Source organism: Roseococcus pinisoli (assembly GCF_018413645.1).
Taxonomy (GTDB): Bacteria; Pseudomonadota; Alphaproteobacteria; order Acetobacterales; family Acetobacteraceae; genus Roseococcus; species Roseococcus pinisoli.
This window is the reverse complement of the sequence record NZ_JAHCDA010000003.1, coordinates 289,789-314,839: the sequence shown is the minus strand read 5'-3', so window position 1 is coordinate 314,839 and position 25,051 is coordinate 289,789. Positions and strand designations below refer to the sequence as shown.

Annotated in this window: 26 protein-coding genes and 2 tRNA genes; 9 read left to right on the top strand and 19 right to left on the bottom strand. The window is 67.7% G+C overall.

Annotated features, from left to right (window positions below):
- Positions 1-41 precede the first annotated feature (41 nt).
- From KHU32_RS16525 to thrS, 11 genes are all read right to left on the bottom strand, one after another.
- Positions 42-117 (bottom strand) — tRNA-Arg (locus KHU32_RS16525).
- A gap of 78 nt (positions 118-195) precedes the next feature.
- Complete coding sequence (gene leuB / locus KHU32_RS16520; RefSeq protein WP_213671257.1) at positions 196-1,308, bottom strand: 3-isopropylmalate dehydrogenase; 1,113 nt, start codon at positions 1,306-1,308, stop codon at positions 196-198.
- Between the two features lie 10 nt (positions 1,309-1,318).
- Positions 1,319-1,930, bottom strand: a complete 612-nt coding sequence (leuD, locus tag KHU32_RS16515; RefSeq protein WP_213671256.1) for a 3-isopropylmalate dehydratase small subunit — start codon at positions 1,928-1,930, stop codon at positions 1,319-1,321.
- A gap of 3 nt (positions 1,931-1,933) precedes the next feature.
- A complete protein-coding gene (gene leuC, locus KHU32_RS16510; RefSeq protein WP_408887855.1) occupies positions 1,934-3,370 on the bottom strand; it encodes a 3-isopropylmalate dehydratase large subunit in 1,437 nt (478 codons plus the stop codon).
- Positions 3,371-3,440: 70 nt separating this feature from the next.
- Positions 3,441-3,857, bottom strand: a complete 417-nt coding sequence (gene rplS, locus KHU32_RS16505; protein ID WP_213671254.1) for a 50S ribosomal protein L19 — start codon at positions 3,855-3,857, stop codon at positions 3,441-3,443.
- Between the two features lie 26 nt (positions 3,858-3,883).
- On the bottom strand, positions 3,884-4,597 hold the full coding sequence (trmD, locus tag KHU32_RS16500) for a tRNA (guanosine(37)-N1)-methyltransferase TrmD (protein WP_213671253.1): 714 nt from the start codon (positions 4,595-4,597) through the stop codon (positions 3,884-3,886).
- Positions 4,594-5,103, bottom strand: coding sequence for a ribosome maturation factor RimM (rimM, locus tag KHU32_RS16495; protein ID WP_213671252.1), 510 nt, complete (start codon positions 5,101-5,103; stop codon positions 4,594-4,596). The genes trmD and rimM overlap by 4 nt, the downstream gene beginning before the upstream one ends.
- Before the next feature lie 25 nt (positions 5,104-5,128).
- A complete protein-coding gene (gene rpsP / locus KHU32_RS16490) occupies positions 5,129-5,461 on the bottom strand; it encodes a 30S ribosomal protein S16 (RefSeq protein ID WP_213671251.1) in 333 nt (110 codons plus the stop codon).
- A 49-nt stretch (positions 5,462-5,510) separates the two neighbouring features.
- Positions 5,511-6,884: a signal recognition particle protein gene (gene ffh / locus KHU32_RS16485; RefSeq protein ID WP_213671250.1), complete on the bottom strand. Its 1,374-nt coding sequence runs from the start codon at positions 6,882-6,884 to the stop codon at positions 5,511-5,513.
- Positions 6,885-7,100: 216 nt separating this feature from the next.
- Positions 7,101-7,625 (bottom strand): translation initiation factor IF-3, encoded by a 525-nt coding sequence (gene infC / locus KHU32_RS16480; RefSeq protein ID WP_213671249.1) that lies wholly within the window; start codon positions 7,623-7,625, stop codon positions 7,101-7,103.
- A gap of 73 nt (positions 7,626-7,698) precedes the next feature.
- On the bottom strand, positions 7,699-9,657 hold the full coding sequence (gene thrS, locus KHU32_RS16475; RefSeq protein ID WP_213671248.1) for a threonine--tRNA ligase: 1,959 nt from the start codon (positions 9,655-9,657) through the stop codon (positions 7,699-7,701).
- A gap of 116 nt (positions 9,658-9,773) precedes the next feature.
- Here thrS and KHU32_RS16470 point away from each other — a divergent pair, with 116 nt between their 5' ends.
- Positions 9,774-10,589 (top strand): NYN domain-containing protein, encoded by an 816-nt coding sequence (locus KHU32_RS16470; protein ID WP_213671247.1) that lies wholly within the window; start codon positions 9,774-9,776, stop codon positions 10,587-10,589.
- On the opposite strand, the gene KHU32_RS16465 is transcribed toward KHU32_RS16470, so the two are convergent.
- Both KHU32_RS16465 and KHU32_RS16460 read right to left on the bottom strand, forming a co-directional pair.
- Positions 10,571-11,476 (bottom strand): glycosyltransferase family 9 protein, encoded by a 906-nt coding sequence (locus KHU32_RS16465; protein WP_408887854.1) that lies wholly within the window; start codon positions 11,474-11,476, stop codon positions 10,571-10,573. The genes KHU32_RS16470 and KHU32_RS16465 overlap by 19 nt on opposite strands.
- On the bottom strand, positions 11,473-12,585 hold the full coding sequence (locus KHU32_RS16460) for a glycosyltransferase family 4 protein (protein WP_213671246.1): 1,113 nt from the start codon (positions 12,583-12,585) through the stop codon (positions 11,473-11,475). Before KHU32_RS16460 ends, KHU32_RS16465 begins: the two co-directional genes overlap by 4 nt.
- Positions 12,586-12,644: 59 nt before the next feature.
- Between KHU32_RS16460 and KHU32_RS16455 the strand changes: the two genes are divergently transcribed.
- Positions 12,645-13,394, top strand: coding sequence for an alpha/beta hydrolase (locus tag KHU32_RS16455; protein ID WP_213671245.1), 750 nt, complete (start codon positions 12,645-12,647; stop codon positions 13,392-13,394).
- On the opposite strand, the gene KHU32_RS16450 is transcribed toward KHU32_RS16455, so the two are convergent.
- Entirely contained in the window at positions 13,344-14,213 is an 870-nt protein-coding gene (locus KHU32_RS16450; protein ID WP_213671244.1) for a Rossmann-fold NAD(P)-binding domain-containing protein, read from the bottom strand. The two genes, KHU32_RS16455 and KHU32_RS16450, sit on opposite strands and share 51 nt — an antisense overlap.
- A 194-nt stretch (positions 14,214-14,407) precedes the next feature.
- Here KHU32_RS16450 and lexA point away from each other — a divergent pair, with 194 nt between their 5' ends.
- On the top strand, positions 14,408-15,097 hold the full coding sequence (gene lexA / locus KHU32_RS16445; RefSeq protein WP_213671243.1) for a transcriptional repressor LexA: 690 nt from the start codon (positions 14,408-14,410) through the stop codon (positions 15,095-15,097).
- Between the two features lie 3 nt (positions 15,098-15,100).
- Here the strand turns inward: lexA and KHU32_RS16440 are convergent, their stop codons facing one another.
- A complete protein-coding gene (locus tag KHU32_RS16440) occupies positions 15,101-15,964 on the bottom strand; it encodes an N-formylglutamate amidohydrolase (RefSeq protein ID WP_213671242.1) in 864 nt (287 codons plus the stop codon).
- A gap of 104 nt (positions 15,965-16,068) precedes the next feature.
- Between KHU32_RS16440 and KHU32_RS16435 the strand changes: the two genes are divergently transcribed.
- Positions 16,069-16,875 (top strand): DUF169 domain-containing protein, encoded by an 807-nt coding sequence (locus KHU32_RS16435; protein ID WP_213671241.1) that lies wholly within the window; start codon positions 16,069-16,071, stop codon positions 16,873-16,875.
- Between the two features lie 117 nt (positions 16,876-16,992).
- Here KHU32_RS16435 and KHU32_RS16430 read toward each other — a convergent pair whose 3' ends face one another.
- Positions 16,993-17,199, bottom strand: a complete 207-nt coding sequence (locus KHU32_RS16430; RefSeq protein WP_213671240.1) for a hypothetical protein — start codon at positions 17,197-17,199, stop codon at positions 16,993-16,995.
- Positions 17,200-17,212: 13 nt separating this feature from the next.
- On the opposite strand from KHU32_RS16430, the gene KHU32_RS16425 reads away from it, so the two are divergent.
- The 3 genes from KHU32_RS16425 to KHU32_RS16415 all read left to right on the top strand — a co-directional run bounded on the left by KHU32_RS16425 (position 17,213) and on the right by KHU32_RS16415 (position 20,120).
- On the top strand, positions 17,213-17,821 hold the full coding sequence (locus tag KHU32_RS16425) for a hypothetical protein (protein ID WP_213671239.1): 609 nt from the start codon (positions 17,213-17,215) through the stop codon (positions 17,819-17,821).
- A 357-nt stretch (positions 17,822-18,178) separates the two neighbouring features.
- Entirely contained in the window at positions 18,179-19,600 is a 1,422-nt protein-coding gene (locus tag KHU32_RS16420; RefSeq protein WP_213671238.1) for an amidase, read from the top strand.
- A 91-nt stretch (positions 19,601-19,691) separates the two neighbouring features.
- Complete coding sequence (locus tag KHU32_RS16415; protein WP_213671237.1) at positions 19,692-20,120, top strand: DUF4260 domain-containing protein; 429 nt, start codon at positions 19,692-19,694, stop codon at positions 20,118-20,120.
- Positions 20,121-20,296: 176 nt separating this feature from the next.
- On the opposite strand, the gene KHU32_RS16410 is transcribed toward KHU32_RS16415, so the two are convergent.
- A complete protein-coding gene (locus tag KHU32_RS16410; protein ID WP_213671236.1) occupies positions 20,297-21,040 on the bottom strand; it encodes a class I SAM-dependent methyltransferase in 744 nt (247 codons plus the stop codon).
- 373 nt (positions 21,041-21,413) lie between these two features.
- Complete coding sequence (locus KHU32_RS16405; RefSeq protein ID WP_213671235.1) at positions 21,414-22,319, bottom strand: MurR/RpiR family transcriptional regulator; 906 nt, start codon at positions 22,317-22,319, stop codon at positions 21,414-21,416.
- Positions 22,320-22,426: 107 nt separating this feature from the next.
- On the opposite strand from KHU32_RS16405, the gene KHU32_RS16400 reads away from it, so the two are divergent.
- Both KHU32_RS16400 and KHU32_RS16395 read left to right on the top strand, forming a co-directional pair.
- The gene (locus tag KHU32_RS16400) at positions 22,427-23,776 is read left to right on the top strand and encodes an aspartate aminotransferase family protein (protein WP_213671234.1); all 1,350 of its coding nucleotides are present in this window, start codon (positions 22,427-22,429) and stop codon (positions 23,774-23,776) included.
- Positions 23,773-24,789, top strand: a complete 1,017-nt coding sequence (locus KHU32_RS16395) for an amino acid ABC transporter substrate-binding protein (protein ID WP_213671233.1) — start codon at positions 23,773-23,775, stop codon at positions 24,787-24,789. Before KHU32_RS16400 ends, KHU32_RS16395 begins: the two co-directional genes overlap by 4 nt.
- 181 nt (positions 24,790-24,970) lie before the next feature.
- On the opposite strand, the gene KHU32_RS16390 is transcribed toward KHU32_RS16395, so the two are convergent.
- Positions 24,971-25,047, bottom strand: a tRNA-Arg gene (locus tag KHU32_RS16390).
- Between the last annotated feature and the right edge of the window lie 4 nt (positions 25,048-25,051).

The window sequence follows — 25,051 nt, the reverse complement described above, 5'->3', positions numbered from 1 at the left end:
GGAACCTGCCAGTCTTCAATCATCGCAGCGCTGAAGAGAAGTGGCGCACCCGGAAGGACTCGAACCTCCAACCCCCAGATTCGTAGTCTGGTGCTCTATCCATTGAGCTACGGGTGCGTGCCGTGGGCTGGGAATTACCTCTCCCGCTCGAGGGGCGCAAGCCCCCCGGGCCCAAGGTTTTTTACAGAAATGCGATCAGGCGCTCAGACGGTCGAGTTCGCGCAGCACCGCCGCGCCCATTTCGGCCGTACCGGCGCGGTTCTTGCCCGTCTGCATGATGTCAGCCGTGCGCAGACCGCCCGCGAGAACCTGCTCCACGGCACGCTCGATGAGGCGCGCATCCTCCTCCATGCCGAAGGACCAGCGCAGCAGCATCGCGAAGGACAGGATCTGCGCGGAGGGATTGGCGATTCCCTTGCCCGCGATGTCCGGCGCGGAGCCGTGAATCGGCTCGTACAGCGCATGGCGCTTCCCATTGGAGCCCACCGCTCCCAGCGTCGCCGAGGGCAGCATGCCCAGCGAGCCCGTCAGGGCGGCCGCCAGGTCGCTCAGCACGTCGCCGAAGAGGTTGGATGCCAGGATCACGTCAAACTGCTTGGGGCGCGAGCAGAGCTGCATGGCCGCGTTGTCGGCGTACATGTGCTCAAGTTCGACATCGGCGAACTCGGCCTTGTGGACCTCGCTGACCACGGCGCGCCAGAGGCGGCCGCTCTGCATCACATTGGCCTTCTCGGTGCTCGTCACCTTGTTGCGGCGCTTGCGCGCGAGGTCGAAGGCGACTCGCGCGACGCGGGCGATCTCGTCCTCGGAATAGACCTCGGTGTCGATGCCGACGCGCTTGCCGTTCGAATCGGTGTGAACACCGCGCGGCTCGCCGAAGTAGATACCGCCCGTGCTCTCACGCACGATCATGACGTCGAGGCCGCGCACGACGTCCTGCTTGAGCGAGGAGGCATCGGCCAGCGGATCGAACACGATGGCCGGGCGCAGATTCGCAAAAAGGCCCAGGTCCTTGCGCAGGCGCAGGATGCCGAGCTCGGGGCGCTGGTCGAAGGGCAGCGAATCCCACTTCGGGCCGCCGACGCTGCCGAAGAGCACGGCATCGGCATCGCGCGCCGCCTCGACCGTCTTGTCGGGGCACGGCGTGCCCTCGGCATCAAGGGCGGCGCCGCCCACGAGGCCCTCGACGATCTCGAAGCTGGCGCGGCGGTTCCGCCCCATCCAATCGATCACGCGACGCACCTCGGCCATCACCTCGGGGCCAATGCCGTCGCCGGGCAGAACCAGCAGCTTCTTGTTCGCAGACATCAGGATTCTCTCAACCGTAGAGCCAGGGCTGCGCGGCGCGCTGACGCGCCTCGAAGCCATCGATGGCGGACTTGTGCTGCAGCGTCTGACCGATGTCGTCGAGGCCGTTCAGCAGGCAATGGCGGCGGAAGGCGTCGATCGCGAAGGGGATTTCCTCCCCGTTCGGCCGGATGACGACCGAGCGCTCGAGATCGACGGTCAGGCGGGCATTGCCGCCCAGCTTCGCGTCTTCCATGAGCTTCTCGCAGATCTCCCGCGGCAGCTTCACCGGCAGGATGCCGTTCTTGAAGCTGTTGTTGTGGAAGATGTCGGCGAAGTCCGGCGCGATGACGCAGCGGATGCCGAAGTCCAGCAGCGCCCAGGGCGCGTGCTCACGCGAGCTGCCGCAGCCGAAATTCTCGAAGGCAATGAGGATCTCGGCATTGCGGTAGGCTGGCTGGTTCAGCACGAAGTCGGGCTTCTCCGAACCATCCGCGTTGAAGCGCATATTGGCGAAGAGATGCTTGCCGAGGCCCGTGCGCGCGATGGTCTTGAGGAAGCGCGCCGGGATGATCTTGTCGGTGTCGACATTGGCGGCCGGCAGGGGCGCCGCGACGCCAGTCAGGGTCGTGAAGGGCTTCATGGATCAGGCGCTCCCAACGGGTTGCCAGTCGCGGACATCGGCCAGATGCCCCGCCAGCGCGGCCGCGGCCGCCATGGCCGGCGACAGCAGATGCGTCCGGCCGCCCGGGCCCTGCCGCCCCTCGAAGTTGCGGTTGGAGGTGCTGGCCGAGCGCTGGCCCGGCGTCAGCTTGTCCGGGTTCATGCCGAGGCACATCGAGCAACCGGCCTCGCGCCACTCGAAGCCGGCCTCGACGAGGACGCGGTCGAGGCCCTCGGCCTCTGCCTGCTGCTTCACCAGCCCCGATCCCGGCACGACCATCGCCCGGACGCCCTCGGCGACATGGCGGCCCTTCGCGATGGCCGCCGCGGCACGGATGTCCTCGATGCGGCTGTTGGTGCAGCTGCCGATGAAGACGACATCCACCTTGAGGTCGGTGAGCTTCTGGCCCGGCGTCAGGCCCATATACTCCACCATGCGCTGGAGCTGGGCGCGGCGCGTCTCGTCATCCGCCGCGTCCGGATCGGGCACCAGGGCCGTGATGGGCGCCACGTCCTCGGGGCTCGTGCCCCAGGTCACCATGGGCACGATCTCCTCGGCGCGGAGGGAGACTTCCTTGTCGAAATGCGCGCCCGGATCGCTCGGCAGGGTCGACCACCAGGCCACCGCACGGTCGAAGGCCTCGCCCTGCGGCGCGTGCGGGCGCCCCTTCACGTAGTCGAAGGTCGTCTGGTCGGGGGCCACCATGCCGGCGCGGGCACCGGCCTCGATGCTCATGTTGCAGACCGTCATCCGCCCCGCCATGTCGAGCGCGCGGATCGCCTCGCCGGCGAATTCGATGACGTGGCCGGTGCCGCCGGCCGTGCCGATCTTGCCGATGATGGCCAGCACGATGTCCTTGGCGGTGCAGCCCATGGGCAGCTGGCCGTCCACCGTCACGCGCATGTTCTTCGCCGGCTTCTGCAGCAGCGTCTGCGTGGCGAGGACGTGCTCCACCTCGCTCGTGCCGATGCCGAAGGCGAGCGCGCCCATGGCGCCATGGGTCGAGGTGTGGCTGTCGCCGCAGACGATCGTCATGCCGGGCAGCGAGAGGCCGAGCTCGGGCCCGATCACATGGACGATGCCCTGCCGCGCATCGAGCAGCGGGATGTAGGGCACGCCGAAGGCGGCGACGTTCTGCTCCAGCGTCTCGACCTGCAGGCGGCTCTCGGGATCCAGGATCCCGGTGCGGCGGCTGCTGTCGGTCGCGATGTTGTGGTCCACGACGGCGATGGTCGCGTCGGGACGGTGCACCGGGCGGCCGGCGACGCGAAGGCCTTCGAAGGCCTGGGGGCTGGTGACCTCGTGGACGAGGTGGCGGTCGATGTAGAGAAGGGCCGTCCCGTCGGCGAGCGTGTCCACGACGTGATGCGCCCAGATCTTATCGAACAAGGTGCGCGGCTTTTCGGCGCTCATTAGCATTTCCCCCAATACCTACAGGGTATGGATCAAAAAAGGCCGCGCCTCGCGGCGCGGCCTGTTGGTGGAGGCCTCAGGCCTCGCTGGCCTCGCCGGCTGCCGCGGGGGCCGCCGCCTGAGCGGTGGGTCGCAGCCCCAGCTTCTCGGCGATACGCGCCGACTTACCCGTCCGGCCGCGCAGGTAGTACAGCTTGGCGCGCCGCACCTTACCACGACGCACGACGACGATGTCGGCGATCGCCGGGGAATGCACCGGGAAGACGCGCTCCACGCCCTCGCCGTAGGAGAGCTTGCGGACCGTGAAGTTGCTGTGCAGGCCGCGGTTGGACCGCGCGATCACCACGCCCTCGTAGGCCTGGGTGCGGACGCGCTCGCCCTCGACGACCCGGACCATCACGCGCACGGTGTCGCCCGGGGCGAATTCCGGCACGGGCCGCGTGGCGATGAGGCGGGCCTTCTGGTCGGCATCGAATTGCTGCAGCAGGTTCATGGGATTAGTCCTTTCGATATGTGCATCTAGGCTGCGGCGCCATCGGCGGCAACCTGCGTTCGGGTCCATAGGTCCGGCCGGCGCTCGCGCGTCGCGGCCTCGGATTCCTGCCGCCGCCAGCGCGCGACCTCGGCATGGTGGCCGGAGAGGAGCACTTGCGGCACGGCGCGGCCCTGCCATTCGGCGGGCCGGGTGTATTGCGGGTATTCGAGGAGCCCGGCGCTGTGGCTTTCCTCGACCGCGCTCTCGGCCGCGCCCATGACGCCGGGCAGAAGCCGGATGCAGGCGTCAAGCAGCGTCAGCGCCCCGATCTCCCCGCCGGAGAGGACGTAGTCCCCGATGGAGACCTCGATCATCCCGCGGGCCTCGATCACGCGCTGGTCGACGCCCTCGTAGCGGCCGCAGAGCAGCACCACGCCCGGCCCGGCCGCCAGCTGACGGACCAGCGCCTGGTCGAGCAGCCGCCCGCGCGGCGTCAGGTAGATCAGCGGGCGCGGATCGCCTGCCGGCATGGCCGCGGCGATCGCCGCATCCACCACGTCCGGCCGCATCACCATACCCGCGCCGCCGCCGAACGGCGTGTCGTCGACCGTGCGGTGCCGGTCCAGCGCCTGCGCACGGATGTCGCGCGCCTCGCAGGACCAGATGCCCTCGCGCAGGGCGCGCCCGGCGAGCGAGGTGCCGAGCGGACCCGGGAACATCTCGGGGAAGAGCGTCAGGAGGGTGGCGGACCAGCTCATGCGCCCTCCTCCCCTTCCACGACGACCTCGGCAGGCGGCGCCACGACGATGCGCCCAGCCGCCAGGTCCACGACCGGAACCGACGCGCGCGTGAAGGGGACCAGCCGCTCGGGCGGACCCTCCAGCACCAGGAAGGCCCCTGCCCCGTGATCCTCGACGGCACGAACCCGGCCCAGCGAAGCCCCGTCCTCGGTGAAGGCGGGAAGACCCTCGAGATCCGAGAGGTAGAACTCCTCCGGATCCTCCGTCGGCGGCAGCGCATCGCGAAGGGCGTAGAGCTTGGTGCCGGTCAGCCGCGCCGCGGCATCCCGGTCCTGCACCCCCTCGATCCGCGCGAGATCGGCGGTGAGCAGCTCCAGCGCGAAGCGCCGGGTGCCGCTCTCATCCGTCAGCGGACCATAGGCCGTCAGGCCCTCCGGCTCGGCGGTGAAGCTGCGGACGTGCACCAGGCCCCGCACGCCGTGCGGCCTCCCGATCTCGCCCAACAGGACCTTCGTGTCCGCCATCTGCCTTCAGCCCAATGCCTTCAGATCAGCGCGCGGCAGCCGCGGCGCGCTCCTGCGCCTTCTTCTTCGGCGCGGACTGCTTCGGCTGCTCGGGGTAAACGGGCATCTCGATGATGCCGGCCTTACCGAGGAACTTGGCCACGCGGTCGGTCGCGAGCGCGCCCTTGCCCAGCCACTCCTTGATCTTCTCGTCCTGCAGGCGGATGCGATCCTCGTGCTCGGCCGGCAGCATCGGGTTGTAGCTGCCCAGCTTCTCGATGAAGCGGCCGTCGCGCGGCGAGCGGCTGTCGGCCACCACGATGTGGTAGTAGGGGCGCTTCTTGGCGCCGGCGCGGGCAAGGCGGATCTTAAGGCCCATCGGGGACTCTCCTTAGTTGGAACTGGAAAGGGTGTACGGCCGGTTCATCTCAGAACGGCCGGCGGCCTTGGGGGAGGAGCGCGGCGAGCCCGCCACGCATCAGCCCCTTCTGACCCATCTTGTTCATGCGCTTCATCATGTCGCGCATGTCCTCGAACTGCTTGAGCAGCTTGTTCACCTCCTGCACGGAGGAACCGGAGCCGCTGGCGATGCGCTTCTTGCGCGACGCCTTGATGATCTCGGGCTTGCGGCGCTCGCCGATCGTCATGCTGCCGATGATGGCCGCCTGACGCTTCAGGATCGACTGATCCAGGTTGGCGTCGCCCAGCTGCTGCTTGATCTTCTGGGCACCGGGCAGCATGCCCATGATGCCCGACAGGCTGCCCATCTTGCCGATCTGCTTCAGCTGGCTCGCATAGTCCTCGAGGCTGAACTGCCCCTTCTGCATGCGCGCCGCGAGCTTCTCGGCCTCGGCCTGGTCGATGGTCTCGGCCGCCCGCTCCACGAGGGAGACGATGTCGCCCATGCCGAGGATGCGGTTGGCGATGCGGTCCGGATGGAACTCCTCCAGCGCATCGAGCTTCTCGCCCGCGCCGAGCAGCTTGATCGGCGCCCCGGTCACGGCCCGCATCGAGAGGGCGGCGCCGCCACGGGCATCGCCGTCCACGCGGGTCATGACGATGCCGGTGATGCCGACGCGCTCGTTGAAGGCCCGGGCCGTGTTCACGGAGTCCTGGCCTGTCATGGCGTCGACGACGAGCAGGGTCTCGTGCGGCTTCACCGCCGCCTTGACCGCCGCCACCTCGTCCATCAGCGCATCGTCGATGGCGAGGCGGCCGGCGGTGTCGAGGATGACGACGTCGTAGAGCTCGCGCCGACCCAGATCCATGGCGCGCTCGGCGATCTGGAGCGGCGACTGGCCGGCGACGATGGGCAGGCTCACCACCTCCGCGCGCTCGGCCAACTGGGCGAGCTGCAGCTGCGCAGCGGGGCGATGCACGTCGAGGCTCGCCAGCAGGACCTTCTTGCGCTCGCGCCCCTTGAGGCGCAGCGCGATCTTGCCGGAGGTCGTGGTCTTACCGGAGCCCTGCAGGCCGACCATGAGGATGGGGATCGGCGAAGGCGCGTTCAGGTCGAGGCCACGCGCGCCCTCATCGCCACCACCCAGCGCCTCGACCAGCGCGTCATGGACGATCTTGACGACCTGCTGGCCCGGCTGGATCGAGCGGATGACCTCCTGCCCGACGGCCCGTTCACGGACCTTCGCGATGATGTCCCGCACGACCGGCAGGGCGACATCCGCCTCGAGCAGGGCGACGCGAACCTCGCGCAGCGCGTCGGACACGTCAGACTCGGACAGCGCGCCACGGCCGCGCAGCCGGTCGAACACTCCCTGAAGCCTATTGCCAAGCGCTTCGAACACGCGAAACCCACTCCAAACAAAAACGCGCCGCTGCGCGAAACTCGCGGAGCGACGGGAATCCCACCTGATGCGGGACTCATGTCGGGCGATGCCGACAGGAAGCGCCTAAGCGCCCAATCTCATAAAGTCAAGCGATGGATGGGCGGGAGCCCGGAAACACCGGGACCGACCCGCATGCGGCCCGGCCAGCCCGGAGGCCGGCCGGCAGCGTCGCCCTTACTTGGGGGCGAGCACCATGATCATCTGCCGGTTCTCGAGGCGAGGCATGGACTCGACCTTCACCAGCTCGACGAGCTCGGAACGGATGCGCTCGAGAAGCTTCACGCCAAGCTCCTGGTGCGCCATCTCGCGTCCACGGAAGCGCAGGGTGACCTTCACCTTGTCGCCCTCGCCAATGAAACTCCGCGCCTGCTTCATCTTCACGTCGTAGTCATGGTCATCAATGTTCGGACGAACCTTGATTTCCTTGATCTCGACGACCTTCTGCTTCTTGCGGGCCTCGTTGGCCTTCTTCTGCTGCTCGTACTTGAACTTGCCGTAATCGGTGATCTTGCAGACAGGCGGGACCGCGTTCGGGCTGATCTCGAGCAGGTCGAGCCCCGACTGGTACGCCTTGTACAGCGCGTCCCGGATACTCATCACGCCCAGCATTTCACCGGCCTCGTCGATGAGGCGCACCTGCGGAACACGGATCTCCTCGTTCACGCGCGGCCCCTCGCGGGAAGGGGGCGTCTGGGGCATAGGGCCTCGTGCTATCGTCGTCTCCTGTCTCAGTTACGGCGGAATTTCAGATCGTCTTATGCGTCGCGGCGCGTCAGGCCGCAACCACATCCGCCAGCGACTTCGCCATATCGGGAGGAGTCGCCTCCTTTACGAGATGCTCCACGGCCTCCGCCAGCGAAAACACCTGCTGCTCGCGCCCCGGCAGCCGGCGCAGCACGACCTGGCCCTGCTCCGCCTCCCGCCGCCCGATGACCGCCAGCACCGGCACCCGCTGCTCGATATGGTCGACCACCTTGCGGTTGATCTTCTCGTTCCGCAGATCGAACTCGACGCGCAGGCCGGCCTTGTCGAAGGCGGCCTTCACCTGGCGGGCATAGTCGTCGGTGTCGGACACGATGGTCGCCACGACGATCTGCACCGGCGCCAGCCAGAGCGGGAAGCGGCCGGCATACTGCTCGATGAGCATGCCGAGGAAGCGCTCGAAGCTGCCGAGGATGGCGCGGTGCAGCATGACGGGCCGCTTGCGGGTCCCGTCCTCGGCCGCATAGGTCGCGTCCAGGCGCTCCGGCATCACGAAGTCGACCTGCAGGGTGCCGCACTGCCAGTCGCGGCCGATCGCGTCGCGCAGCACGAATTCCAGCTTCGGGCCGTAGAAGGCGCCCTCCCCCGGATTCAGCTCGAAATCGACGCCGGCGATCTTGCAGGCCTCCTTGAGGGCGCCCTCCGCCCGGTCCCAGGTGGCGTCGTCGCCGGCGCGCACCTCGGGGCGGTCGCTGAACTTCACGCGGAACTCGCTGAAGCCCAGGTCGCGGTAGATGCCCGAGAGCAGCTCGACGAAGCGGACGGTCTCCTCGGCGATCTGGTGCTCCTCGCAGAAGATATGGGCGTCGTCCTGGGTGAAGGCCCGCACCCGCATGATCCCGTGCAGCGCGCCCGAGGGCTCGAAGCGGTGGCAGGCACCGAACTCCGCCATGCGCAGCGGCAGCTCACGGTAGCTGCGGATGCCCTGGTTGAAGATCTGCACGTGGCAGGGGCAGTTCATCGGCTTCAGCGCATAGGTGCGGTCGCCCTCGTCCTTGTCCTCGACCCTGGCGAGGAACATAGCGTGGCGGAACTTCTCCCAGTGGCCGGAAGCCTCCCAGAGGCGCCGGTCGACGAGCTGGGGGGTCTTCACCTCCTGGTAGTCGGCCGCGTCCAGCTGCCGGCGCATGTAGTCCTCGACGGTCCGGTAGAGCTTCCAGCCCTTCGGGTGCCAGAAGACGCTGCCAGTCGCCTCCTCCTGCAGATGGAAGAGGTTCATCTCCTTGCCGATGCGGCGATGGTCGCGCTTCTCGGCCTCCTCGATCATGTGGAGATAGGCGTCGAGCTCCTTCTGGTCGCGCCAAGCGGTGCCGTAGATGCGCGACAGCACCGGGTTCTCCGGCTTGCCGCGCCAATAGGCGCCGGCCACCTTGGTCAGCTTGAAGGCGGTGCCGATATCCGCGGTGCTGCGCATATGCGGCCCGCGGCAGAGGTCGATCCAGTCGCCCTGGCTGTAGAGGCTGATGGTTTCGCTCTCGGGTAGGTCCTGGATGAGTTCGACCTTGAAGCGCTCACCCTTCTTCTGGAAGAGCTCGATCGCCTCCTCGCGGCTCACCACGCTGCGCCGGAAGGCCGCACCGCGGCCGACGATCTCGCGCATCTTCGCCTCGATGGCGGCGAAGTCCTCGGGGGTGAAGGGCTCGTTGCGGGCGAAGTCGTAATAGAAGCCGTTCTCGATCGACGGCCCGATGGTGACCTGGGTGCCGGGGAACAGCTCCTGCACGGCTTCGGCCAGCACATGGGCGGTGTCGTGCCGGATGAGCTCGAGCGCCTCGGCGTCGCGGCGGGTGATGAAGCGCAGCGACGCGTCGGCGGCGATGGACTCGGAGAGGTCGGTGAGCTTGCCGTTCACGGCCATGGCGAGCGCCGCCTTGGCGAGGCCGGGACCGATGGCCGCAGCCACCTCCGTCCCGGTCACCGCACCATCGAACTGGCGGATGGAACCGTCGGGCAGGGTGATGGCGGGCATCTAGGATATCTCTTGCTGTGACTGGCTGGAAGCGAACGGCGGACCATGGGGAGAGCGCCTTTTCCGGTCAAGGCCCGACTCATTGCGTCGAAGCACCGGGAGCGGCAAAATCATGCATGCCCCCAATGCCCGAATTGCGCAGCGCGATCTTCCTCGACTTCGACAATCTCGTCTCCGGCCTGCGGGAGGGCGCCGGCAGCGAGGCCGCGCTCCGCTTCGCCCAACAGCCCGAACTCTGGCTGGAACGGCTTCTGGCCGATCGCCCGCGGAGGGCGCTCATCCGCCGCTGCTACATGAATCCGGCGGGGATGCTGGATCATGACGGCTCCCGCTTCCGCTATGCGGATTTCCGCTGGGCCTTCATGGCGAGCGGCTTCGACGTGGTCGACTGCCCCAAGCTGACCCGGCTGAAGAACGCGGCGGATGTCCGTATCGCGCTGGACGCGATGGAGGCGATGCTCTCGCCCACGCATCTGGACGAATTCACGCTGCTTTCGACCGATTCGGACTTCGTTCCGCTCCTGCTGCGCCTTCGCGCGGCGGACCGCCGCACCCGGCTGGTGGCGCATCCGGAGGTTGGGCGCATCGTCCGCTCGGCCGCCGACGAGGTGATCGGCCTCGACGTCCTGGCCGGCTGGCTCGGCTGGCAGGCCTCCCCGGAGCCGGGCGAGGCCTTCGGCGAGACGACCGCCACCGATCTCCTCGGCGTCGTGCGCGACATCATGATGGAGGCACAGGACCCGGTGCATGTGCCCCATCTCGGGCAGATGGTGCGCGACAGGACCGGCTGGACGCTGCGCGGCAGCGACTTCGCCGGCCACGGCACGCTCGACGCGCTGCTGAAGGCCGCGGGCGGCTTCATCCGGCAGGATGGGCCGGGCGGCGGCCATGTGCTGCGGCCCGAATGGGCCCTTCAGCCACCCGAGGCCTGAAGCACCTCGTCCACCGGCAGCTCCGCGAGCGGCTTGCGGCGCAGGATCGTCACGGACCTTCCGCGCGGCGCGCAGAGGGCGGGATCACTCTCATCGCCGAAGAGGGCCACGGTCGGGCAGCCGACCGTCGCGGCGAGATGGGTGGGGCCGCTGTCATTGCCCACCGCCCGGCGCGCCAGCCGGGCCACCGCCGCCAGCTGCCGCAGGTTCGTCCGCCCCGTGAGGTCGATGGCATCCGGGGCGTGACGGCGGATTTCCTGCGCCAGAGGACCTTCGGACGCGATCCCGCAGACGACCGTGGGGCCGCCGAGGCGCGCCGCCAGCTCGCCGAACCGCGCTGCCGGCCAGCGCTTGCCCGGCCGGGTGGGCGAGGCGCCGGGAAGCAGCAGCGTGAAATCGCGCGGCAGCCCGAGCCCGGACACGTCCGAATCCAGCCAGACGGTATCTGACTCGGGGAAATCCGTGATGCCGGCGGCCATCAGCTGGCCGCGCTGACGCTCGGCAGTGTGAAGCTGGTTGCGACGCGGATCCAGGTCGGGATGCGAGGCGCCGCGCGCGATGCCGGACCACTCGACGCCGGAACCGACGAAGCAGCGGTAGCGCGACGACCTTCCGGAGGTCTGGAGGTCATAGACGCGGTCGAACCGCGCGGCGCGAAGCCGGCGCGCCAGGCGCAGGACCCCGGCCAGGTCCCACCATGGGGGCCGCCCATCCGACCAGACGCGATCGAACCAGGGGCTATCGGCCGCGAGCGGCGCGAAGGGCCGCGTGGTCAGCAGCGTGATCTCGGCATCGGGGTGATGCCGCCGGATCGCGGCGAAGGGCCCGAAGGCCTGCACGAAGTCGCCCAGCGCCGCGAGCTTGATGACGAGGATGCGCCGGGTCACAGCAATTCCCGATACACGGCCAGCGTGGCCTGCTGCATGGCCTCCAGCGTCGGTACGCCGCGGCGCGCCGCCTCCCCGATGGCCGCGAGGTCCGCGGCGGGCAGCTCCAGCACCTTAGCAATAGTGCCGGCCAGCGCGGGCGCATCCCCGGGCGGGGTCAGCCAGCCCGTGATACCGTCCTCCACCGTCTCACGCGGCCCGCCGAGATCGGCAGCGATGACCGGGCGTGCGAGGGCCTGGGCTTCGGTGACGGTCCGCCCGAAGGCCTCCGGCTCGATGCTGGCATGGATCACGAGATCGGCCCCGAGCATCGCCGCCGGCATGTCCGTGACGTGGCCCGCGAAGCGGAGGCGCCCGGCCACGCCCTCCGCCTCCGCCAGGGCGCGCAGCTCGCCCACGTAGCGTTCGCGGCCCGCGGTATCGCCCGCCAGGACCGCCACCACCTGCGGAAGACGGGGAAGCGCGCGGATCAGCACCTCATGCCCCTTCCAGCGCGTCATGCGCGCGGGCAGGAGCGCGACCTGGCTGCCGGCCGGCAGGGACCAGGATTGCCGCTGCGCCTCGATGCGCGCCGGCGCCACGGCGGCCGGGTCGAAGCGCCGCAGGTCGACGCCGCGGTGGATCACGCGGATGGCCTCGCGAGGCCCGTAGATGCGGCGGATGTGATCGGCGATGTGGTGGCTGATCGCGATCACCCGCTCCCCGCGGACCATCACGGAATTATAGAGCCGCTTGCCCGGCCAGCCCTCGCCATAGGTGCCGTGATAGGTGGTGACGAAATGCGCGCCGCTGCGCCGCGCCGCCAGCAGCGCCGACCAGGCCGGCGCGCGGGAGCGCGCATGGATGATCCGCACGCCTTCCTCCCGCGCCAGCTCGGTCAGCCGGGCCGCGTTGCGCCAGATGCCGGCCGGCGACTTGGTGACGAGCGGCAGGGTGACGTGCCGCGCACCCAGCGCCTCCAGCTCCGGCACCAGGCGGCCGCCGGCCGAGGCGACGATGGCCCGGAAGCCCGCCGCCTGGATGGCTTCGGCGATCTCGAGGGTTCCGCGCTCGACGCCGCCGGACTCCAGCGCGGGCAGCACCTGCAGGATGGCGGGGGGGCGGGACATATGACGCGTTGCTAATCCCGGCCATGGACGACGGCAACCATGCGTGCCATCGAAAGCGCATGCAGGAACGCATCGGAAATCTGGGCGAGACGCCCCTCGCCTACCGCGCGATCGAGGGCAAAGGCCCCGGCGTGGTCTTCCTGGGCGGCTTCCACAGCGACATGACGGGCAGCAAGGCCGCCTATCTCGCCGAGTGGTGCGCGGCGCGCGGCCGCGCCTTCCTGCGCTTCGACTACAGCGGTCACGGCGCCTCGGGCGGCCGATTCGAGGAGGGGACGATCGGCGCCTGGACCGCCGATGCCGCCTCCGCCCTCCAGGCCCTGACGACCGGCCCGCAGATCCTGATCGGCTCCTCCATGGGGGGATGGATCGCGCTGCTGCTGGCGCTGCGCCATCCGGAGCGCGTCGCGGGCGTGATCGGCATCGCCCCTGCCCCGGACTTCACCGAGGAGCTGATGTGGGCGCAGTTCCCCCCTGCCGTCCGCGAGGAGATCCTGCGCGAAGGGTCCTGGACGCGGCCGAGCGCCTATGGCGACGCCTATCCCATCACCCGCGCGCTGATCGAGGACGGCCGGAACCACCTGATCCTCGGCGGGCCGATCGAACTCGACGTTCCGGTCCGGCTGCTGCATGGGCAGGACGACCCGGACGTGCCCTGGCAGCACAGCCTGCGCATCGCGGAACGCCTCACCGGGCAGGACGTGGAGATCGCACTGATCAAGGACGGCGACCATCGCCTGTCCCGGCCGCAGGATCTCTCACTCCTGGGCCGGACCCTGGGCGCGCTCCTCGGCGAGGATGGCGCCTAGCCCCTCCCGATAGGTCGGATAGGCCCAGTCGAGGCTGAGCGCCGCCTTGGTCGCGACGTTCGAGACGCGCCGGTCCTCCGACCAGAAGCTGCGCCCCATCTCGCTCATTCCCGCCCATGCCTCTTCGAAAGGCGTCAGGGGCGGTGGCGCCAAGCCGAGCAGCCGGGCGGCCTCGGCCGTGACGGCAGAAGGCTCGGCCGGCTCGTCATCGGCCAGGTGCAGGATGCGCGAGCCATCTCGGGGCGCGGAGCTCATGGCGGCCAGGACGGCCCTCGCAATGTCCTCGCGATGGATACGGCCGAAGGCATGTCCCGGCCGGTCGATCCGCCGCGCCTTCCCTGCCCGCAAATCGTCGAAGGCGCTGCGACCGGGACCGTAGATGCCTGCCGTGCGGAACAGGTCGAGGGCGCAGACGGTCTCGAGCGCCGCCCATTGGCCTTCCGCCGACAGGCGCCTCCGGCTGCGGGACTGGCCCGGCGCCGGTGCGGTGTGTTCATCCACCCAGGCGCCCTGCCGATCCCCATAGACGCCCGTGGTCGAGAGATAACCGGCCCACCGCAGCGGCGCGGCCTTCAGCGCCTCGCCATGCAGGGCCCAAACCGGATCGCCCTCCGGGCCCGGCGGGGCGGTGGCGATGAGATGCGTCGCCCTGGAATAGGGCGCGGGATCGGCGAAATCGCACAATTCCACGCCGTTGGGCGCAGAGGCGCTGCGAGGGGAGCGCGTCGTCGCGACCACCCGAAACCCCGACCGCGCAGCCCGCGCGGCGATGGCGCTGCCGCTGAAGCCCCACCCGACCACGAGCAGCGTGCCCTTCACGTCGTTCTCTTTCAGCTCGCTCAGGGGTCTTCTCCAGGAACATCCGCCGTCATGCATGACAAAACATTGTGACAGCGTCATTTTTTCATTGACCGATTCTAAGGAACTTTCCTAGAACGAATTTCTAGTTGCCGGTTTGTTCACGCCGGCCCGAGGGAGGGCAGACCTCCCGTCTTGGGAGAGGTTCAGATCCGATGCTGACGCGGAAACAGCATGAGTTGCTCATGTTCATCGATCGACACCTCGAGGAGACCGGCTTCTCCCCCTCCTTCGACGAGATGAAGACCGCGCTCGACCTCAAGTCGAAATCCGGCATCCATCGGCTCATCACGGCGCTCGAGGAACGCGGCTTCCTGCGGCGCCGCGCGCATCGCGCCCGGGCGCTCGAGGTCGTCCGCCGCCCCGGCAGCGCCGCCCCTCCCCGCATCGAGATGAACGAGGAGGCCTCGCCCAACGTCGTGCAGGGGAATTTCGGCCGCCCTGCGAAGCAGGACAAGCCGAACGCCATCACCCTGCCCCTCTTCGGGCGGATCGCGGCGGGCAGCCCGATCGAGGCGCTGCGCGACCAGGGCCAGGGCGTGGACGTGCCGGTCGGCATGCTGGGCAGCGGCGAGCATTATGCGCTGGAGGTGGCAGGCGATTCGATGATCGAGGCCGGCATCCTCGACGGCGACACGGTGGTGATCCAGCGCGGCGATTCCGCTGAGAACGGGGACATCGTGGTCGCCCTCGTGGACGAGAACGAGGTCACCCTGAAGCGCCTGCGCCGGCGCGGCAATTCCGTGGCCCTCGAACCCGCCAACCGCAATCATGAGACCCGCATCTTCGGACCCGACCGGGTGCAGGTGCAGGGCCGGCTGGTCGGTCTGATCCGCAGCTACTGAGGACTATCTGGCGACCAGGGCCTTCCAGTCCTGGGTCGCGAGGTTCTCGATCAGAAGGGACAGATCGGCCTGGAGCCGCTCGAAGTTCGGGCTGCGCTGGATGCGCTGCTCGTCCATGTAGAGCGGGCGGGCGATCTCCATCTGAATGACGTGGACGCCCTCCCGCGGGCGCCCATAGTGCCGGGTGATGTAGCCGCCGGCATAGGGGTCGTTGCGGCGCACCCGATAGCCGAGGTTCTGCAGGCCGCTTTCCACCACCCGCGTGACCTTAGGGGCGCAGGCCGTCCCATGGACGTCGCCCAGGACGAAATCCGGGGGGTCATGCGCCTGCGCCGGATGGGCGGGCATGGAATGGCAATCGACCAGTAGGCAGAGGCCGAACTGCTCGCGTGTCGCCATGATCAGGCTGGCCAGGGCTGCGTGATAGGGCTCCCAGCAGGTCCGCACCCGGCGCTCGGCTTCCCAGAAGGAAAGGCGGTGGCGGTAGATCGTCTCGCCCGTCGCCACGACCCGCGCGATGGTGCCCAGCCCCGCACCGACCCGCGGGCTGGCGCTGTTCACCCAGCTCGGCAGCGGCGTGTCGAACATGCCGGGATCCAGCTCCCACGGCTCCCGGTTCGCGTCGCACCAGGCGCGGGGGAAGCGGGCCGTCAGAAGGGGCGCGCCGAAAGCAGGGGCGGCCGCGAAGAGCTCGTCGACGAAGGCATCCTCGCTGCGCCGGATGCCGACCGCATCCAGGCGTGTCGAGGCCAGGAAATCCTCCGGGTAGTCGCGGCCGGAATGCGGGGAGGCGAAGACAAGCGGGCTCGTCTGCCGTTCGGGACGCAGCAGGTCGAAAGCCGGGGGCAGAGAGGCCAGATCATCCATACGGTGCCGATATTAGGCCATGACGCTACGCCTTTGTCACTCGGGCGCCGCTTTCATCGCCCCCTGCCGTGTGCAACCCTCCTCGTAATAAAGGAGGAAACAACATGCACGACGGCTCCGCCGAGGCCCCGGCCCCCAATGCGGCCATCATCGCCGAACTCGGGAATTCCCTGTCCGATCTTCTTCGCCTGCGCTCCCTCCCCTTCGGCATGAAGCTTTTCCGCGACAGCGCCGAGATGGAGGCCATCCCGGGGCTGCGCCGCCCACAGGAGGGAAAGCGCTTCTCGACCTGCCAGCTCGTCACCCAGGCCCGGATGGCGGGTTTCACGCTGGCCATCACGCACGACAACGTGCCGGAATTCAGCAATTGCGGCGGCGTCATCGGACTGAACGCGCCGTCCGAGCTCTATACCTCCGGCCGCAAGATGGACGGCGTCTGGTTCCAGAACATCGAGGCCTCCGCCGCGCACCAGGCGCAGATGCCGCGGGTGCCGCCCGAATATCATGGCCTCGTCGTCTCGCCGCTGCGCTCGGCCCGCCTCGATCCGCCGGATGTCTGCCTGTTCTATGGCAACCCCGCGCAGATGATCCTGTTCATCAACGGGCTGCAATGGCGGAACTATCGCCGCTACGACTTCTCCATCACCGGCGAGAGCGCTTGCGCCGACAGCTGGGGCCGGGCGCTGCGCGACCGCACCGTCTGCCTTTCGCTGCCCTGCTACGCGGAACGCCGTTACGGTGGCGTCGCGGATGACGAGATGCTGATGGCCTTTCCACCGGCCGATCTGGTGCGCGCAGTGGAGGGGCTGAAGGGCCTGTCTAAGGCCGGGCTGCGCTATCCCATCATGCCCTATGGCCCCCAGGCCGATCCGGCCGCCGGCATGGGCAAGAGCTACGCCGGCAAGGCCTGAACGTCGTGATCACCGATACGCCTCCGGAAGGGATGGCGTGTCGGTATGATGACTGGAGGTAGGCAAGCGAAGCGCGCACCGGTTCCGCCGGACGGAACCGGTTTTGTCGCTCGTCACTCACACGACAAATTTATCCTTGATCAATTTTTGTCCGCCAGCATCATTCCAACCGTCGCAAGCAATCGCTTCGTGCATAGCTTTTTTGGAATGCAATTCCGGCTCCAACCCTTCCTTGCCTTCGAGGGCAAGGAACCGACGCCACCCCAGATCAAGGACACTCGCGATGACCAGACCAAGGAGCAACGCCATCGTCGGCGTGATCAAGGCCGGCGATATCATGATCAAGTATTCGGATGGCAGCGCCGTCAGCAAACTCATCAGGTTCGGGCAGCTCTTTGGCCGTGGTTCTTCGGAATACGTTCATGCCGGCATCGCCTCGTCGCCCACGCAAATCATCGAGATGAGCGGAAGCGGACTCAACGAACACAATCTCCTGACCGAGAATGCCAGCTACAAATACGAAGTGTTCCGCTGCAACTACCCGACCGTTGCGGAAGGCGCCGCGGAAACCGGCAAGATGATGTACGAGGGCTTCAAGGCCTTTCAGGCATCCGGCCAAGGAATGAAGATTTCGTACACCCTTGCCGGGGCCGCCCGATCCATCTCGAAGAGCGTCGGCTGGGACGGCGACGATGTGATCAACATCGCGCTGGACAGCCTGCTCAAAGCCGATGGTGCGGCCTATTTCTGCTCGGGCCATGTCGTCCTTTGCTACCAGTCGTCGCTGGGTCAGCATCAGATCCAGGGCATTCTGCCGGTCCAGCACGCACAGCAGATCTTCAGCCTGACGGATACCTGCTACCAGCCCGCCTATCTTCACAAGATGCTGTCCAAGAGCACGCACTTCACGCGCGTGGGCACGGTCAAGGGCGCTCGGCTGGTCTGAAGGCGGTCAACGTTGCGGCGGGGATAGCGACCCGCCGCATTGGCAGGCCTTCGTTATCGGAAGCCTGGTAGAACGCTCCCAGCGAGCATGGCGGCGTGCCCCTTCATTTCGCGCGGCACGCTCCACACGCTGCCCTTTCGCATCACTTTATCGAAGGGCCTCGTGTCAGCGAGGGCGACAAGCGCCCTCGGTCCTGCGCAACGGCACACGACGGAAAAGCCAGGTTGATGGACCGCGAAATTCACGCCGCGCCAATTGCGAAGCCGCGCAGGAACTGCCCTGATATCGAACGTCCCATGAAGCACCTCCGCCGATGAGCGGAGGTGCGCCGTTCTCTGCAGAAAAGGCCACTCTTCCATGGCATCCAACCCGCTCTGGCAGCTTTCCGCCACCGAACTCAGCAGCCTGATCCAATCCGGTGAGGTCAGCGCCGTCGAAGCCGTTCAGTCCTCCGTCGATCGGATGCGCGCGGTCAATCCGGGCCTCAATGCCGTCGTGACCGACCTTGCCGCCTCGGCGCTGGAGCGCGCGAAGGCGCTCGATGCTTCGACCGCCCCCAAGGGGCCGCTGCATGGCCTGCCAATCACCATCAAGATCAACATCGACCAGAAAGGCGAAGCCAGCTCGAACGGCGTCGTCGCCTTCAAGGATCTCATCGCGCCGGACGATGCCCCGCTGGTGAAGAACCTGCTCGACGCCGGCGCCGTCGTGATCGGCCGCACCAACGTGCCGGAATTCTCCCGCCGCTGCGAAAGCGACAATCCGCTGTTCGGCCCGACCTGGAATCCCTGGGGCAAGCATGTCAGCGCGGGCGGATCGTCGGGCGGCGCGGGCTCGGCCGTCGCGGCCGGCATCGGCGCGCTGGCGCATGGTAACGACATCGGCGGCTCGCTGCGCTTCCCGGCCGCCGGCAATGGCGTCGTCACGGTGAAGCCGGGCGTCGGCCGGGTCCCCGTCTACAATCCCTCCGCGAGCGCCGAGCGCGGCATCCTGGCGCAGCAGATGTCGGCCCAGGGGCTGCTCGTGCGTTCGGCGCGTGACCTGCATCTGTCGATGCCCTCGCTGATCGCGGCCGACGCGCACGACCCGTTCCACGTGCCCCTGCCCTGGCGCGGCCCGGCCCTGGAAGGCCCGATCAAGGTCGCCTTCAGCCTCGAGGCGCCCGACCTGCCGCTGCACCCGGAAGTCGAGAAGGCGCTGCTGGACACCAAGGCCGCCCTGACGGAAGCCGGATATGTCGTCGAGGAAGTGGCGCCGCCCTCGCTGCGTGAAATCGCCTTCGAGGGCCGGACCGGCCTGATGACGGAGAGCTACCACCTGATGTGGGAGGAGGTCTCGAAGTACGGCTCGCCTCAGATCGTGAACGTGTTCGAGCAGAATTTCCGTCGCACGCCCTCGGTCGACATGCCCGAACTCCTGAAGATCCTGGCGCGCCGGACTTTCTACGCGCGGCAGTGGTCGGTGCTCATGGACGAGTATCCGCTGTTCCTCTCGCCCTTCCTGCCCCAGCCCTTCTATGCGCCGGGTCGTGATGCCGAAGGCGCGGAAGGACTTCGCGAGACCATCGGGCAAGCCTTCTGGTCGACGGTCGGCAACTACCTCGGCCTGCCGGCCGGCGTGGTGCCCGCGCGACTGACCGAATTCCCGGAAGGCCCGAAGCCGATCGGCGTCCAGATCCTGGGCCGCCGCTGGCGCGAGGACCTGGTGGTCGATGCGATGGTCGCGATCGAGGATCGGCTGGGCACGCTATCGCAGCAGCTCTGGTCGCGCATGGGCTGACACTGTCAGCGATACCCCGGGGCGCCGAAACGCCCCGGGGCAGCGAGTACGGATAGTCCATTCTTCTGACGCCAACGAAGAAGGTCGCAGCATGTCCGGAACCACTAAGGGAGCGCCGAGGGCGCTCCTGCGCTTCGAAGCCCTGTTCGTCCTCATTGCGGCCTCGGTGGCCTATGCTCGGCTGGATGCCAACTGGTGGATGTTCGCCGCCCTTTTCTTCGCACCCGATCTTTCCATGCTGGGCTATCTCGCCGGACGCAAAGCGGGAGCTGCGGTCTATAATCTTGGCCACTGGTATGGCCTGCCGTTGGCCTGCATCGCCTGGGGCGTGTTCGGACAGGCCCCGCAGATTCTGGCGGTCGGTCTGATCTGGGTGGCGCATATCGGCTTGGACCGCACCCTCGGATACGGCCTCAAATACACCGACGGCTTCGGCGTCACCCATCTCGGCCTCGTGGGCAAGGCTCGCGGTGCGGCACAAGGCTCGACGCGGGATGGTACGCAACGAGAGCGATACTAATCTTGGGAGCTTAAAAGTGGCGCCGAGCCAACTGACACTCGGATGATCCACCGCCCGGCGGCTGGCTCCGATCTATCAGAGCCTAGCTCGACAAATCCGCAGGCTTTTTTCGTTCGAGGCCGACACTGACCAAGGGATGGTCGCCAGACTCAGGAGCTGCGCGCCTTCTAGCCAGTCTATCGCATTTCTTTCCCGACGACCGCCCAAGGAGCCTGAAAATCTCTGATATTGAACGCTTCGGCCATAAAACCCGGATTCACCAGCACGGGCGCCGCACCAATTTGGGAGCCCTGGGTAAATAACGTTAAGCAATCGTGCAAATGATCACCACCCCAATTGATCACTTCCTGCAGAAGCACACGACCTCCACCGCGATTCACGATATCAGCAACTAAATCGGCGGAAACGGTGCTTCCCCGGGCATGTGGCTGTCCAATCGAGCCCTGGAATGGCAGTAGGTTGCTATGATGGATAAAGGCTACTCCGCCCGGCGCCAGCACACGAAGAATCTCCGGGACATAACCCCGAATCACATCTGCTTCGACATGGACTAACGAATCAAAACTAAATACGAAGTCCACAGATCCGGATGCAACACCAGGAAGACTAGCTCCATCTGTCTTCACAAAACGAGCATGATTTGCTTTTTCGAAGGTGATTCGGCATGCATCTATACACTGCTGCGATAGCTCCACACCCACATATTCTCGGCATGTAGGCAGGAGAAACTTTGCCCATCGCCCGAATCCCTGGGCTATCTCCAATATACTTCCCGCCGGCAAGAAACGGTGAATTCGGGGAAGGAGAGATCCAAACCACTGCGCCTCACTCCCTCCCCAGACGGCCGACCATTCTTCTCCTCCGGCCGCCCAATCATAGTCTGTTCCCCAGTATGACGCATTCAGCTCCAAATCCGGCACGGCTGAATATCCCTTTTGGTTTATTCGAATGATGGGTTATTCGGCGTGCGAAGGCCATAAAAATGGGTGTATTTCCTGTCTGCGCTGATACGGCTCAAGGTCTTGCTCTACTCTGGCACCCGGCTGCCCGTTGACAGCCTCACGGCCGCTGCGCAGGAAATCCGGGCATCGCCGCTGCCTAATCGCGGACGCTTGGCCTGAGGTGTCCGCGGGCTTGCAGGATTGTCCGCAGCCCCGGCGAGCGATTTCCTCACCTCTCGGCGTGGTGCGGATTGCGAGCACCTTTCAGGGTTTCATCTGTGGTCGGGCAACGCTCCCGGATCTCGAAAAGCACTAACATGCTCCCAATGGGACGCGCCGGCGTGGCCGCCGATCAGCGGACCGTCCGGGCCTCCAGATATTCACCGCCGGCGACGATCCGGCGCTCGTTTGCCCGGATGCGCCGCTGGGCCGGCGCGCCCAGCTTCGCCACGGTGAGGGCCACCAGCAGGTTTGCCATGGTCAGCGCGCCCACCGCCGATTCAGGAAAGGCGCGGGAGACGGTCGGTGCGATGAAGAGCAGCCGCCCCGCCAGCTTCCCGAGCGGCGCCGAGGGCGCGTCGGTGATGCCGGCGATCCGCGCGCCAGCCTTGGCCGCCGCGCTCGCCAGGCTGAGCGTCAGCCGGCTGTAGGGCGCGAAGGTGATCGCGACGAGCGCGTCGCCCGCCGTCACGTCCTCCAGGAAGGCCTCCGGCGCGCCCCCCATGTCATCGATGAGCGAAACATCGGGTCGAGCCTTGCGCAGCGCATAGGCAAGGGCAAAGGCCGCCGGAAAGGTGGTACGCCGCCCGACCACGTGGACGCGGCGCGCCCCGGCCAGCAGGTCGGCCGCCTCGTCCAGAGCGGTCTCGTCCAGTTGAGCGAAGCTGCTGCGCAGGATCTCCTGCTCGGCCGCGAAGAATTCGCCGGCGAAACCCAACGCCCCGTTGTTGCGCGCCGCGGCGGCAGCGATGTCGCGGGCCGCGTCGGCATTGCGATTGGCCGCCGGCCCGAGGAGCCGGCCGGCGCGCACGCCATCCATGTAGCGGCGGCGCAACTCGCCATAGCCCGGCAGACCCAGACGCTGCGCCAGCCGCACCATGGTCACCGGAGGCACCCCGGCACGGCGGGCAAGTTCGCGCATGGAAAAGACCGCGACATCCTCCGGATGGGCGAGCACATGCCGCGCCGCCCCGGCCATCTGCGCGCCGAGCTCGGGCAGGAGGGCAGCGAGGGCCGCAGAGGTTTGATCCGATTCCATGCCGAGATCATCGCATGGCCCCCACATCTGAACCAAATGATCCTCTTGCGGCGATTATGGATCATATGGTTCCATTCGTGCCAATAAACGATCCAAGAGGTTGGCCGATGAGTTCCTCTACGCTGCGCAACAACACGGAGATGGAGGCGCCGATGACGCGCTCCGCCGCCGCCTTCCTACGCGAGCAGCGCGTGGTGCCGGGCGGCTCCATGCGGCACGCCTCCTGGTTCCCGCCGCACCCGCCCTATGCCGCGCGCGGCGAGGGCTGCTGGATCGTCGATCTGGACAACCGACGCATCCTGGACTGCGCCAACAACTTCTTCTCGCTCGTGCATGGCCATGCCTTTCCCCCCATCGTGGCGGCGCTGACCGACGCCATCGCCAACGGCACCGCCTTCGGCCTGCCCATGGAGGGCGAGATCGCGCTGGCCGAGGCGCTGGCGGCGCGCAACCCGCGCCTGGCGCAGACGCGCTTCTGCAACTCGGGCACCGAGGCGGTGATGGCCGCCATCAAGGGCGCGCGCGGCACGACGGGCCGGCATCGCATCGCGAAGTTCGAGGGCTGCTACCACGGCTCCTACGACCACGCGGAGGTGAGCCTCGAGAGCAAGCCGGAGGAATGGGACGACGCGGCGGGCAACCCCGCCTCCATCGCCTATGCGAAGGGCACGCCGCCTGCCGTGCTCGCCGACACGGTGGTGCTGCCCTATGCCGACGCCGACCGCTGCGCCGCCATCCTGAAGCGCGAAGGGCCGACGCTCGCTGCCATCATCCTCGATCCGCAGGCGTCCAAGGCGGGGATGGTCCCGATGCCCGCCGAGGTGATCGCCGCCGTCAAGGAGGCCTGCCGCCGCGACGGTATCCTGCTCATCGTGGACGAGGTGGTGAACTTCCGGCTCGGCCTCGGCGGCATCTCGCCACTCTTCGGCCTGGAGCCGGACTTCGTGACGCTGGGCAAGATCATCGGCGGCGGTTTGCCGGTGGGCGCCGTCTCCGGCCCGGCCGAGCGCATGGCGGTCTTCAATCACGCGCAGGGCAAGCCGAAGGTGGCGCTGGGCGGAACCTTCAGCGCCAATCCCCTGACCATGGCGGCGGGCCTTGCCTCCCTCACCCATTACGACGAGGCGGCCGTCGCGCGCCTCAACGCGTTGGGCGAGGCGCTGCGCCAACGGGTGAACCAGGGCATGGAGGCCGCCGGCCTGCCCTGCCGCATGGCGGGCGCAGGTTCGCTCTTCCGCCTGCACCTGGGAGCGCGGAAGGTCGCGGACTACCGCAGCGCCCGGCCGCTGCCGGCCGAGACCGAGGCCCTGCCACGCATCCATGCGGCCGTCCTCGAGGCCGGCATCCTCCTCACGCCCAATTGCTCCGGCGCGCTCTCCACGCCGATGGGTGAGGCGCAGGTCGCGCAGATCGCCGACGCGCTGATCCAGGCTGTCACCGCGGAGGTGCGGGCATGAAGCGCATCCTCCTGGTCGCGGCGCTCGCGCTGATGACCGCGGCGCAGGCCCAGGCCGGCGCCGTGCTGGACCGCGTGCGCGCCAACAACACGGTGCGCTGCGGCGTGGGCGGCTCGCTCGCCGGCTTTTCGCTGCCCGACAGCCGTGGCGAATGGCACGGCATCGATGTGGACTATTGCCGCGCGCTGGCCACCGCCGTGCTTGGCGACCCGGCCCGCGTCACCTTCGTGCCGCTCACCCTCGCCACGCGCTTCGCCGCGCTGAGCTCGGGCGAGGTGGACGTGCTGGCGCGCGACACGGTGATCACCTTCTCGCGCGACGTGAGCCTCGGCATCGTCTTCGTCGGCGTGAATTTCTACACCGGCACGGGCGTCATGGTTCGCCGCGCTTCGGGCGTCACCAGCATGGACCAGCTCAATGGCGCCACCATCTGCGCCAGCGGCGGCGGCTCCAACCTGCCGGAGGTCTCGGACTATCTCCGCGCGCGCAGCCTCCCCTTCACGCCGATCACCTTCGACCGCCTGGCCACGGTGCTGGAGGCCTTCCTCGCCGGGCGCTGCGATGCGGTAACGGCAGGCGCGGCGGACCTCGCCTCGGCGGTGGCCGTGCAGGTGCCCAACCCACGCGACTACCTCGTCCTGCCGGAGGTGCTCAGCCGCGACCCCTACGGTCCTTCGGTCGCGCGCGGCGACATGGAATGGTTCGCCATCGCCCGCTGGACGCTGGCCCTGCTGGTCGAAGCGGAGGAGCGCGGGCTCACCCAGGCCAATGTCCGCGGCATGGTCGCGACGGCGACCGACCCGGCGCTGAAGCGCATCCTGGGCACGGAGGACAATCTCGGCGGCATGCTGGGCCTCTCGCGCGACTGGGCTGTGCGGGTGATCGCCGCGGTCGGCAATTACGGCGAGCTCTACGACCGCAATTTCGGGCCGAACACGGCGATCAACCTGCATCGCGGACAGAACAACGTCGTCTCGCGCGGCGGCCTGCACTACGGCATGCCCTTCCGGTGAGATGCGCATGAAGCGAGGCGCGGCTTTTCCAGCGGTGCTTCTGCTGGCGATACCCGCCCTCGCATCCTGCCTGCCCCATGTCGATCTTCGCCGCGAAGAAGCAGCCAGGTCGGCATGGGATAGGCTTCACCGAGGCGTGTGAAAGCTTCGGCCCACGAACATCACAAGATATTGAAATAGTTGGCGCGCCCTGGTGGATTCGAACCACCGGCCTGAAGCTTAGAAGGCTCCTGCTCTATCCATCTGAGCTAAGGGCGCGAAC

Bases quoted from the DNA above. Each gene is read 5' to 3' on its own strand.
- KHU32_RS16400 (WP_213671234.1), top strand. From the start codon at position 22,427: ATGAGTTCCTCTACGCTGCGCAACAACACGGAGATGGAGGCGCCGATG.
- rimM (WP_213671252.1), bottom strand. From the start codon at position 5,103: ATGGCGGACACGAAGGTCCTGTTGGGCGAGATCGGGAGGCCGCACGGC.
- rpsP (WP_213671251.1), bottom strand. From the start codon at position 5,461: ATGGGCCTTAAGATCCGCCTTGCCCGCGCCGGCGCCAAGAAGCGCCCC.
- KHU32_RS16470 (WP_213671247.1), top strand. From the start codon at position 9,774: ATGCCCCCAATGCCCGAATTGCGCAGCGCGATCTTCCTCGACTTCGAC.
- rplS (WP_213671254.1), bottom strand. From the start codon at position 3,857: ATGAACCTGCTGCAGCAATTCGATGCCGACCAGAAGGCCCGCCTCATC.
- lexA (WP_213671243.1), top strand. From the start codon at position 14,408: ATGCTGACGCGGAAACAGCATGAGTTGCTCATGTTCATCGATCGACAC.
- KHU32_RS16405 (WP_213671235.1), bottom strand. From the start codon at position 22,319: ATGGAATCGGATCAAACCTCTGCGGCCCTCGCTGCCCTCCTGCCCGAG.
- KHU32_RS16435 (WP_213671241.1), top strand. From the start codon at position 16,069: ATGCACGACGGCTCCGCCGAGGCCCCGGCCCCCAATGCGGCCATCATC.
- KHU32_RS16425 (WP_213671239.1), top strand. From the start codon at position 17,213: ATGATCAAGTATTCGGATGGCAGCGCCGTCAGCAAACTCATCAGGTTC.
- leuC (WP_408887855.1), bottom strand. From the start codon at position 3,370: ATGCTAATGAGCGCCGAAAAGCCGCGCACCTTGTTCGATAAGATCTGG.
- leuB (WP_213671257.1), bottom strand. From the start codon at position 1,308: ATGTCTGCGAACAAGAAGCTGCTGGTTCTGCCCGGCGACGGCATTGGC.
- KHU32_RS16455 (WP_213671245.1), top strand. From the start codon at position 12,645: ATGCAGGAACGCATCGGAAATCTGGGCGAGACGCCCCTCGCCTACCGC.
- KHU32_RS16420 (WP_213671238.1), top strand. From the start codon at position 18,179: ATGGCATCCAACCCGCTCTGGCAGCTTTCCGCCACCGAACTCAGCAGC.
- trmD (WP_213671253.1), bottom strand. From the start codon at position 4,597: ATGAGCTGGTCCGCCACCCTCCTGACGCTCTTCCCCGAGATGTTCCCG.
- KHU32_RS16460 (WP_213671246.1), bottom strand. From the start codon at position 12,585: ATGTCCCGCCCCCCCGCCATCCTGCAGGTGCTGCCCGCGCTGGAGTCC.
- leuD (WP_213671256.1), bottom strand. From the start codon at position 1,930: ATGAAGCCCTTCACGACCCTGACTGGCGTCGCGGCGCCCCTGCCGGCC.
- KHU32_RS16415 (WP_213671237.1), top strand. From the start codon at position 19,692: ATGTCCGGAACCACTAAGGGAGCGCCGAGGGCGCTCCTGCGCTTCGAA.
- infC (WP_213671249.1), bottom strand. From the start codon at position 7,625: ATGCCCCAGACGCCCCCTTCCCGCGAGGGGCCGCGCGTGAACGAGGAG.
- KHU32_RS16395 (WP_213671233.1), top strand. From the start codon at position 23,773: ATGAAGCGCATCCTCCTGGTCGCGGCGCTCGCGCTGATGACCGCGGCG.
- thrS (WP_213671248.1), bottom strand. From the start codon at position 9,657: ATGCCCGCCATCACCCTGCCCGACGGTTCCATCCGCCAGTTCGATGGT.
- KHU32_RS16440 (WP_213671242.1), bottom strand. From the start codon at position 15,964: ATGGATGATCTGGCCTCTCTGCCCCCGGCTTTCGACCTGCTGCGTCCC.